This window comes from uncultured Caballeronia sp. (assembly GCF_964243625.1).
GTDB lineage: Bacteria > Pseudomonadota > Gammaproteobacteria > Burkholderiales > Burkholderiaceae > Caballeronia.
Window position 1 is genome coordinate 1 of the sequence record NZ_CAXTGZ010000197.1, and the last position, 9,842, is coordinate 9,842.

Genomic DNA, 9,842 nt, shown 5'->3' on the forward strand with positions numbered 1-9,842 from the left:
CGTCTCCCTGGCGTTTTGTCCCAATGACGGCTCGAGCCGTTTGTGCGCTGGTGTAGCGCTACATCGTGCAGCGCTACTTCGGCGGCTTGAGCGCCGGCAGCTTGACCAGCGCATCTGCCGAATGCCACAGGTGCTGCTGCATGGCTTTGCTTGCGGCATCCGGGTCGCCGGCCAGGATCCCCGCGGCAATCGCCTCGTGTTCGGCCAACGAGTTGCGCACGATCGCATCCACGCCGATGCGCTGGCGCAACTGGATCATGAAAACAGGCAATTGGTACCTGTCGATCAGTTCGCTTAACTGAGGGTTATTGCACATGTCCACGATGATCCGATGAAACTGGCGGTTATCGACTACGAACGCCTGGAAGTCCGGGTGCGTGAAATGCCGCCGTCCGCGCTCCAGCACCTCGGTGAAGCGGGCGCGGTTATCGCCCTCGTCGATGACTTCGGCGGCACGCCGCGCGGCAAAACCTTCGAGCGCTTCTCGCACCTGGTACAGGTTCGCGATTTCATCGACGGACAAGTGACGGACCACTGCGCCGCGATTCGGAATCAAATCGACAAGGCCATCGGCGACAAGCCGCCTGAACGCTTCACGCAATGAACCCCGGCTGATCCCGAGTTCCTCGATCAGGTCGCGTGAAATCAGCCGCTGCCCGGGGACAAGGCGCCCTTCCAGGATTTGCTGTTTAAGCAGATCCGCTGTCCTGTCGACCGTTTCCCCGGTGCGAAGCAAGGGTTCGATCGCGGCTTGGGGCGCGTCGTCGAGCTGGTCAATGGATTCGTAGTTCATGGATCGATATGGCGGCCTTTTCGGCCTGCACAGGATTTTGTCTCAATGGAAACGCAAAGTTGGGCTCGCTGAAAGTGTAGGACAAAAAGAGGCTCACGCGCTGCTTCTAATTGAGACAAGACACGGAAAACCACGCAGTAGATCGCCACAATCCTTGACTGACAAGGCTTTCAGGGTTTTAGGTGTAAACAAGCATGGCGACAAGTCAAGCTGAGGACTAAAAGTATCCTACAATTTTTCCATAAATCTCTGATCAAAGTCTAACAACGACCATTCAGGAGACCCCCGATGAAGCTCAACCGCGCGCTGGCGCGACTTGCCGTGCTGACAACGCTGCTGAGTCCGGTACTGGCAGCGACGCATGTGCAAGCCGCAACGCTGACTGTCACGCACTGGATCGACGGCATGTATGGCGTTCCCTTCGCGGTCGCCCTCGACAAGGGCTATTTCAAGCAAAACGGGGTGGACGTCACGGGCTTCATTACATCGGAAGGCGGCGGCACGTCAGTGCGCAATGCGATGGCGTCCGAGATTCCCTATGGCGAAGTTGCGTTGCCGGCTGCCATCGCTGCGATCAAGCAAGGCGTGCCGATCACGATCGTGCATAGCGGCGTACAGAGCGTGGCGGACCTGTTGTGGGTCCAGCTCAAGGCATCGAACGTGAACGGCATTGCGGACATGAAGGGAAAGAGTATTGGCTACAGCAGCCCCAAATCGATGACCGAGATGATCACGATCGTCGGTCTCGAACGTGCCGGGCTCACGGGCCAGGTGCAGCGCAAACCCGTCGGCGCTTCCGGCACGATGATGATTGCATTGCAGCAACACGCGGTCGATGTTGCCTACATGACGGAGCCTGCCTACAGCGCGCGCAAGGACCAATTGAAAATCGCATTTCGCTCGACCGATATCGTCCCGGCCGAGACGCAGACTGTAGGCGTGGTGCGAACTGATTACCTGAAGGCGCATCCCGAAACGATCAAGGCGATCATCGATGCACGCGCCAAGGGCGTGCAATACATTGCCGCGCATCGTGAGGAGTCCGCGCAGATTCTCGCCAAGGCCTACAAGATCGATCTGGCGGTTGCGAAGTCGGCCATCGACAACTGTCTCGATACCGATCCGCACTACTGGAGCACCGGCCGTTTCAACTACACGAGCATGGACGAAGTGGTGAAAGGTCTCGTGCTGATCAAGGCAGTGGAACCGGGCCCGTTCGACTGGCATGCGATCGTCGACGAATCGATGCTGCCCGCGAGCGATCGCTCAAAGTGAGGCCAGCGATGAAATCCCTGCCCTTGTCCGTCGTGCCGGCAAGCAACGTGGAGCGTGGCGAGTCGGAGATTCACGCGACGCTCACCGATGTCACACGGTTCTATGCCGCCGAGCATGGCAAGCCGCCCTTTCACGCGCTTGGGCCGGTCAGCTTGAACCTGCAGAAAGGCGAGTTCTTTTCGGTCGTCGGCCCGTCGGGTTGCGGCAAATCGACGTTGCTCGATGTCATCGCCGGACTCAACGCGGCGAGCTCCGGCACGGTGACGTTCGAAAATGCTCCCGTGCGAGGCAAAGTGCCGGAAGGCGTCGCGGTGGTTTTCCAGGAAGACGCAACGTTCCCCTGGCTCGATGTCTACGACAACGCCGCATTTGGCGCACGCCGTGCGGGCGTGTCCGAAAGCGAGATCCGCGAACGGGTCGAGCATGCGCTCGCTTTCATGGGTTTGAAGGCGTTCACGCATTCGTATCCGGTCCAGCTCTCGGGTGGCATGCGTCAGCGCGTTTGCATCGCGCGTGCAATGGTCGTGCGTCCGCGGCTCATGCTGCTCGACGAACCCTTCGGTGCACTCGATCAACAAACTCGTCTGCTGATGGGCGAGGAGATGCTGAAGCTCTGGCGCGAGACTGGCGCGACTGTGATGCTGATCACGCATTCCATCGATGAAGCAGTGCTGCTATCGGATCGTATCGGCGTGATGTCGGCGTGTCCGGGACGGTTCATTGAAACGATCCACACCGGCTGGTCACGGCAGCGCGACAGCAACACCGCACTCGATCCGCGCTTCGGCGAACTGACGGCGCGCGTGTGGGGACTGCTGCGCAATGAAGCGCTCAAGGCTCTCGGGAGTCAGACATGAAAGTCGCGGCGCGCTGGCGCCTGGCACTGGTCGTGCTCTTCGTCGCGACGCTGGAGGTGGCAAGCCGGCTTGCGTGGATCGATCCGGTGTCGTTCATACCGCCATCCAGAATGGTTGAAGGTGCGTGGGCGTTGCTGGCTTCCGGCGACTACACACACGACATTCTGCAAACGCTCGCCAATGCGACACTCGCGGTATTGCTGGCGGTGACCGGTGGTTTCGCGTTCGGCGTAGGTCTGTTCCGGCTGCCGCGCTTGCGGCGTGTGATCGACCCGTTGCTTCTGTCGTATTACGCGGTGCCTATTTTTGTTGTGTATCCGGTCCTGATCGTGATTTTCGGATTGAACCGCTGGCCGCTCGTTGCTATCGGCTTTCTGTTTGGCGTCGTCGCAATGGCCGCCAATACACTTAATGGACTCGAACGCGTGCCGCGCGTGCTGCTGCGCTCCGCACGCGCCATGCGCATGAGTGCGCTAGATGAGATCCGTCTCGTCACGCTGCCCTCGAGCCTGCCGTTCGTGTTCACTGGCATCAAGCTGACCGTGGTGTATGCGTTCATCGCGGTGATTGCGGGCGAATTCGTTCTGGCGGGATCGGGTTTCGGTTTCAGGATCGCTTACGCGTACAACAATTTCGATAACCCCACCATGTATGGGCTGATGCTGTTACTGCTGGTTTTTGTCGGCACGCTGAACATGCTGCTTCATATGGCCGAACAGCGTCTCTACAGCCGCACACGGAGGAGCCCGGCATGAGCACCATTGCGACGGCTGCCCTGAAGCCAAAACGCTCCGCCTCACGATGGAGCGACAGCGTCCTGTTGATCGTGGTCCTGCTTGCGCTGTGGCAAATTGCCAGTTCGCTATTGGGCGATGACGTCCTGCCCGGTCCATGGGCCACCTCCGTCCGCCTTAAGGCAATCCTGCAAGACGAAGACTTTCCAGAGAACTTGCGGGTGACGTCGATTGCGTTTTCGCTCGGCTTTGCGATCTCGTGCGCCGGCGGCGTTTGCCTGGGTCTGGTCCTCGGCGTCAAGCGCCTCGCGGGCGACGTGATAGAGCCGATCCTGATGGCGTTCTATGCTATTCCGAAGATCACGCTCTACCCGGTTGTCCTCCTCATGTTCGGACTGGGCCTCTACGCCAAGGTCACGTTCGGCGTGATCCACGGCATCATTCCCATCACCGTATTCACGATGGGCGCCGTGCGCAACATGCGGCCGGTTTTTGGCCGCACTGCGCGCGCCTGCCGCCTGTCGCCAGTTGCATATGCGCGTTACGTGCTGCTCCCCGCTGCCGTTCCGGAAGTGCTCGCGGGCCTGCGCATCGGCTTCTCTCTGACGCTGCTCGGTACGCTGATCGGCGAGATGTTTGCGTCGCAAAGCGGCATAGGCCACATGCTGATGATTGCGATGGGACGCAACGACACGCGAACCATCATGGCGCTGGCGATCCTGTTGTTCGTGTTTGCAACGGTAGTGAACCTGTTGCTGCTGAAGTGGCACCACAGCCTGGCAAAGTCGGACAACGGATTGGATTCCTGATTGATTTCACCAAAGTCGATTCTTGGGGAACGATGATGACCGAAACACTGAACGCAGCGCGCATCAAGGTTTTCTGGCAGCCCGGATGTTCGTCGTGCTTACGAACCAAGGAATTCCTGACTGAACAGGGTATCGAATTCGAATCACTCGATGTTCATAACGATCCTGATGCGCTCGCGCAACTCGTGGAACTGGGCGCTCGCAGCGTACCGGTCGTTTCAATCGGCAAGCGTTATACCTTCTGCCAGTCAATCCACGATGTCATCAAGTTCCTCGACCTCAAGACGCGCGTCATGGACCCGCTGCCTCCCGCGCAACTGGTGGCCAAGCTCGATCTTCTGATGAGTGCGAATGCCCGATACATTCGCCAGTTCACCGCGGAGCAATTGAAGACGCCATTCCGCAACAGGAACCGGACGCCGGCGGGGCTGGGCTTTCATATGTTCCGCGTGGCCGAGATGGGAATGCAGGCCGCGCAAGGTATTCCATTGCGCTTCGAGTCCTTCGATGAACTTCCCCCCGACGACTGGAGCGGCGAGGACATTGCTGCCTGGGGTGAGCGTGTACACGCGAAATTCCTGGACTGGTGGGCGGCAGAAAGCGACCCGATGGTGAACTACAGTGTCGAGACCTACTATGGCACCCGGCCGTTCCACGAAGTGCTGGAGCGCACCGCCTGGCACGCGGCGCAGCATACGCGCCAGGTCATGCTGATGCTGGAAAGTGATGGCATCGCGCCTGATGGACCGCTGAGCGCGGCCGATCTCGAAGGACTGCCCGTGCCACACGAGGTGTGGGATCGGTAGCATCGAATCACCCGAGCTTCCTCGGCCCGGTGCTTTCGCGCCGGACCCGTTGAATCGGCAGAACATCGTGACTAGCGGTTTCTCCGTAAGGCAACGCGATGTTCATTGGTGTTGAGACCTCGTCATCAGGCATGCAAGCGCATCTTGTTCGCTCATCGGTTTGCCAAACATATAGCCTTGGCCCGAGTTGCAGCCAAGCGCCACCACAGCATCCCGCTGCTGGTTGGTCTCGATTCCTTCGACCGTGCATTCCACTTTCAGCCTGTGGCACATGTCGACAACTGTCCGCACGATATCCCGACACGCTTTGTCCAACTCGATCCCTTCGATGAAGCTCCGGTCGATCTTGATCTTGTCGAGCGGCAACCGGTGCACATAACTCAAGCTCGAATGCCCCGAACCGAAATCATCGAGCGCAATGCGCGCACCGAGCCTGCGCAAGGCAGCGATCGAAGCGCACGCCTGGTCGATGTCCGGCATGACAGTTGTTTCCGTGACTTCGAACTCGATGCGCGCCGGGTCAATACCGCTGTCCCTCACAATATCGATGATGCGATTCGTCTGCTCGCTCGACGAGAGATCGCGAACGGAAAGATTGAACGAGACGAAGACGTCCGACGGCCATATTGTCAGCACCGCAAGCGCCTTTGTCAGCAGGTTCGTCGTCAGTCGATGCACAAGGTCAGAGCGTTCCGCGACGGGGATGAACTCGTCCGGACCGACGACTCCGAGCTTGCCGTTGGTCCAGCGTGCAAGCGCCTCGAAGCCGACGATCTGCGTCGTGTGCAAATCCACGATCGGTTGAAACGCGAGCGTCATCTGGTCGTGATGTACTGCGAGCCGCAATTCCTGCTCGATAACACTTGCCCGACGGATTTGCGTTTCGTGCATGGAGGAGAAGATCGCCGACGACCCGCGCGCCGTTCGTTTAGCAAAATACATTGCATAGTCGGCGCGTTCGAAAAGTTCTTCCGAGGTCACGCCGGCGTCGGGGAACGTAGCGAAGCCTACGGAGCCAAGCAGTCCCACTGTGGCGTCGCGAATGAGCACATCGTCCTTGAGTGTCGCGCAAATCAGGTTGCCGAGCATCAACAACTCTTCGCGCGTCATGTCCCGATCGATCAGGATACCGAATTCATCGCCACCCAGCCTCGAAACCTGTGTATGGATGCATGCAATGCCAACCAGCCGGTTCGCTGCCTCCGAGAGCAGCCGGTCGCCGACCGAATGCCCGTAGGCGTCGTTCACTTGCTTGAAGCCGTCCAGATCGATCAGTCCTACGGCGAAACGGCGCTTCTGCGCCTCTGCGCTTACAAGCATGGCGTCCAGCGACGAAAAGAAACTGCGCCGGTTCGGGAGGCCGGTCATGCTGTCGAGATTGGCAAGACGGAAATTGTCGTCACTGAGCGTCTGCGTAGCGGCCTGTTGCTTGAGCAATTGTTTCTTCGAATCGATCAGGTTCGCAAAGTCGCGGTAGTTGATGAACAAAATGACGATCATCGCTAATGCGACGAGCGCAATGTTCACGGCAATCGCAATGAATACCGGTTGTCCGCTCAGAACGAAAAAGATGGTCCACGGAATTACGACGATTGCGGTGAGAAGTAATGCGGCCGGACGCAGGTGCATCAGGCAGAAGATGCAGCCTATTACCGTGATCGACATGTAAAACGCAATGTGCGCCTGCGCGTAGGCATCGCCATATTCGTAAAGCTTGAGCGCCCAGGCGGTAAAGGCGATGCCGAACACGACAGTCAGACGGACGGTCTTTCGCAAAAGGCTGACAGCCTTGTCGTGAGACAGATAGATCGCGCGACGCTGCCACCAGTGGATCGCGCGCCACAAGCAAACGATGCAAAGCGCTCCTGGCAAATACACGCTCAGCCACAAAGGCGCCAGGCGAAAATGCGTTACGCACACCGCGATGGTATTGACAACGAGAATGAAGTACAGGAGCGGCAACTGGCGTCCAAGCGCCGAGAGTTGCGAACGGGTCAGTTCCGGATTGTCGTCGCAAACGCGCAACAGCGATCGAATCGAGTTCGAAGATCGCATGGGGTACTACCTCTCTCAGGATATTTTTTTGTGTGTCGCCGTTACTTTATGGCTTTCGATCGTATTTACGGCATTTTTGAGCGCAATCTTGAGTTCGGCGGCCACACTAGATAACCGCGGCAGCCGCTTGACTGTCGAGAGAGTTTTGCTTCCCGCATCGAATGGCTGCGAGACGCAAGTGGGTATTGCGTGATCGCAGCCCGCTAGTTGAAAAAACGCGTGAAGGCCTCGACATCTTGTCGCTTGGGGCTGAATTCGTTCACCACTGCGTCAGGGTCGGCATAACCAAGCGCCATTCCGCACAAGACCATCTCATCAGGCGGGACGTTCAGGTGCTCACACACAATTTGCGGTACCTCGGCTATGGAAGCCTGGGCGCACGTGTGAAGGCCTCGTGCGCGCGCAGCCAATGCGATACTCTGAAGGAACATGCCGTAATCGATATAACTCCCTGACGCCATGCGCCTGTCGATAGTAAAAATCATGCCGACTGGCGCATCGAAGAAAACGAAGTTACGGGCGCGTTGCGCGGCCAGCCTGTCTTTTTCGTGCCGTTCAATGCCGAGTGTTGCATAAAGCCCCCAGCCACACGCACGACGACGACTGAGGTACGGCTCTTCTATCGGGTTCATGTAGAAATCGTACTCCCGCAAGACGTCGCCATTGTTGGAAAGATAGGCCGCCTGCATTGCATGCGTCAGCTTGGCCAGTGTCTCGCCCATCGCGACATACACATGCCACGGCTGGAAATTCGATCCGCTGGGTGCGTGAGATGCCAGGCGCAAGACGTCTTCAATCTGCTCACGCTCCACCTCTTTATTCAGAAACGCACGCACCGAGCGTCGCGTCAGCAGCGCCTCATCTACCGTCCCGGCCGAGTCCACCGATAGTTTTTGCTGATTCACTTCCATCATTTCTCCTTTCAGGCGAATGGCCACGCCACTTTTCCAGGATGACCATCGTTACTTGTCGACCGGCGACCGGAGCCATGCGAAGGCGCTTTCAACGAGGCGCAACGCCGCCATCCACGATATCAACACCGAAACATGCCCAGGACATGCCACTGGAAAGCGTGACGTGCTACATAGAGGATGCGCGTCGGGCCACGCGCCAGTTGAATACGGCGCCCAGTGAAAGTAGCACGGACGTTCCGAGGAACACCGCACGCATACCAACATGACCGCCGACGAATCCGCCCATCAACGGCCCCGCGACTTGTCCCGCGAACTGCGCGGAGACGCAATACCCCAAAACGGTTCCCGCCATGTGATCCGGTACGCAGCGCCGGATTGCGGCGATGACACAAGGCATCAGGCCGCCCAGCGCAAGCCCCATCAAAAATCTCAAGCCGATCAGTTGCCAGCCCGAATTGACGAACGCCTGCGGAATCATGATGAGCGCCGCCATGACCAGTGCGAACACGATAACGGTGGAATATCCGATGCGGTCCGCCAGCTTTCCCAGCCGCGATGCCGACAAAATGCTGCCCAACGCGGCCGCGGACATCGCGAGTCCCGCGAACATCGTTACCTGCTTCGGGTCCCTGACCAACGTGCCCACATAAACGGTGATGATCGGCTCGATCGACATGTTGGCGAACATCAGCAACAGTGATGTCGCGAGCATGGCGATAACCACCGTCTTCGCAGAAATTTCAGACCAACCGCGTTTTGGTTTCGGTTCGTTTCCCCGAGGCTGCCGGGGCGCTTCCTTGACCAGAAACACCGTCGCAAGAAAAGCGATAAAAATCATGGCGCCTGCGCACCAGAACGTTGCGCGGATGCCGATCAACGGCGGCAGCGACCCACCGACCAACGGTCCAAGCAGATTGCCCGCCATGACGCCGGACGACAGCATGCCAAGCGCCCATGCCGAGCGATCGCGCGGCGTTTGCGTGGCGACAAGGATCGTGGCGCCGGAAGAGTATCCGCCGGCAATACCCGCAAGCAGGCGCAACCCGACAAGCTGCCAGACATTGGTCGAAAATCCAATCAGCGACATGACAATCGCCATGCCGAAGCTCGCGCGCACAAGCATTGGCTTGCGTCCATAGCGGTCGCCGAGATATCCCCATAACGGCGCTACCAGCCCGGCAGTCATGAACGTGGCGCTATAGGCGACTCCCGACCATTGCACGATCGCTGCATGCCCGCGCACGCCAAGCTGTTCCACATAGATAGGCAAGAACGGCAGCATCAACGTCATGGCGAAGATGGTCGAGAACGACCCCAGAAGACACACGATGAGATTGCGCTGCCAATGTTCGTTGATATCTGACATGAAGATCGCGAGAGCTCCGTACCATCTATGAGAAGGAAGTCCTGCCTTCGTCCAAGGTCTTGGAGCCAAGAGCGTAATTCATTATCTGATGAATTAATTTTTGCTGCACAGGGTCGTAAGAAAGCGGAGCCGCAAGCAAACGATTGAATTCTCCGCAATGGTCCTCAATGGGTCACCAGGCATTCTCTTCTGCAGACGCAGGTGGCGACCCTTGAGCGACCCTTGAGCGACCC

9 protein-coding genes are annotated in these 9,842 nt (G+C 58.4%); 5 read left to right on the forward strand and 4 right to left on the reverse strand.

The features are described from left to right. Positions 1–73: 73 nt before the first annotated feature. Positions 74–793, reverse strand: a complete 720-nt coding sequence (locus tag ACFFAR_RS15115; RefSeq protein WP_061999306.1) for a GntR family transcriptional regulator — start codon at positions 791–793, stop codon at positions 74–76. A gap of 288 nt (positions 794–1,081) precedes the next feature. Between ACFFAR_RS15115 and ACFFAR_RS15120 the strand changes: the two genes are divergently transcribed. From ACFFAR_RS15120 to ACFFAR_RS15140, 5 genes are read left to right on the forward strand one after another with little or no spacing between them, the layout of a single operon-like run. After that, on the forward strand, positions 1,082–2,068 hold the full coding sequence (locus ACFFAR_RS15120; RefSeq protein ID WP_075357770.1) for an ABC transporter substrate-binding protein: 987 nt from the start codon (positions 1,082–1,084) through the stop codon (positions 2,066–2,068). 8 nt (positions 2,069–2,076) lie between these two features. Then, on the forward strand, positions 2,077–2,925 hold the full coding sequence (locus ACFFAR_RS15125) for an ATP-binding cassette domain-containing protein (protein ID WP_174363734.1): 849 nt from the start codon (positions 2,077–2,079) through the stop codon (positions 2,923–2,925). Then, the gene (locus tag ACFFAR_RS15130; protein WP_062169883.1) at positions 2,922–3,680 is read left to right on the forward strand and encodes an ABC transporter permease; all 759 of its coding nucleotides are present in this window, start codon (positions 2,922–2,924) and stop codon (positions 3,678–3,680) included. The genes ACFFAR_RS15125 and ACFFAR_RS15130 overlap by 4 nt, the downstream gene beginning before the upstream one ends. Beyond that, a complete protein-coding gene (locus ACFFAR_RS15135) occupies positions 3,677–4,468 on the forward strand; it encodes an ABC transporter permease subunit (protein ID WP_174363733.1) in 792 nt (263 codons plus the stop codon). The genes ACFFAR_RS15130 and ACFFAR_RS15135 overlap by 4 nt, the downstream gene beginning before the upstream one ends. 35 nt (positions 4,469–4,503) lie before the next feature. Further along, a complete protein-coding gene (locus tag ACFFAR_RS15140; protein ID WP_062000834.1) occupies positions 4,504–5,274 on the forward strand; it encodes a glutaredoxin domain-containing protein in 771 nt (256 codons plus the stop codon). A gap of 102 nt (positions 5,275–5,376) precedes the next feature. Here the strand turns inward: ACFFAR_RS15140 and ACFFAR_RS15145 are convergent, their stop codons facing one another. The 3 genes from ACFFAR_RS15145 to ACFFAR_RS15155 form a co-directional block, all read right to left on the reverse strand. After that, positions 5,377–7,329 carry an EAL domain-containing protein gene (locus ACFFAR_RS15145; protein WP_174363732.1) on the reverse strand — a complete coding sequence of 651 codons (1,953 nt, stop codon included), beginning with the start codon at positions 7,327–7,329 and terminating at the stop codon, positions 5,377–5,379. 203 nt (positions 7,330–7,532) lie between these two features. Further along, positions 7,533–8,240 carry a nitroreductase gene (locus tag ACFFAR_RS15150; protein ID WP_375508070.1) on the reverse strand — a complete coding sequence of 236 codons (708 nt, stop codon included), beginning with the start codon at positions 8,238–8,240 and terminating at the stop codon, positions 7,533–7,535. Positions 8,241–8,409: 169 nt separating this feature from the next. Then, positions 8,410–9,609: an MFS transporter gene (locus ACFFAR_RS15155; RefSeq protein WP_174365581.1), complete on the reverse strand. Its 1,200-nt coding sequence runs from the start codon at positions 9,607–9,609 to the stop codon at positions 8,410–8,412. Positions 9,610–9,842 lie beyond the last annotated feature (233 nt).

Excerpts from the sequence above, each read along its gene's own strand:
- ACFFAR_RS15155 (WP_174365581.1), bottom strand. The coding sequence starts at position 9,609 with ATGTCAGATATCAACGAACATTGGCAGCGCAATCTCATCGTGTGTCTT.
- ACFFAR_RS15125 (WP_174363734.1), top strand. The coding sequence starts at position 2,077 with ATGAAATCCCTGCCCTTGTCCGTCGTGCCGGCAAGCAACGTGGAGCGT.
- ACFFAR_RS15140 (WP_062000834.1), top strand. The coding sequence starts at position 4,504 with ATGACCGAAACACTGAACGCAGCGCGCATCAAGGTTTTCTGGCAGCCC.
- ACFFAR_RS15115 (WP_061999306.1), bottom strand. The coding sequence starts at position 793 with ATGAACTACGAATCCATTGACCAGCTCGACGACGCGCCCCAAGCCGCG.
- ACFFAR_RS15135 (WP_174363733.1), top strand. The coding sequence starts at position 3,677 with ATGAGCACCATTGCGACGGCTGCCCTGAAGCCAAAACGCTCCGCCTCA.
- ACFFAR_RS15150 (WP_375508070.1), bottom strand. The coding sequence starts at position 8,240 with ATGGAAGTGAATCAGCAAAAACTATCGGTGGACTCGGCCGGGACGGTA.
- ACFFAR_RS15120 (WP_075357770.1), top strand. The coding sequence starts at position 1,082 with ATGAAGCTCAACCGCGCGCTGGCGCGACTTGCCGTGCTGACAACGCTG.
- ACFFAR_RS15130 (WP_062169883.1), top strand. The coding sequence starts at position 2,922 with ATGAAAGTCGCGGCGCGCTGGCGCCTGGCACTGGTCGTGCTCTTCGTC.
- ACFFAR_RS15145 (WP_174363732.1), bottom strand. The coding sequence starts at position 7,329 with ATGCGATCTTCGAACTCGATTCGATCGCTGTTGCGCGTTTGCGACGAC.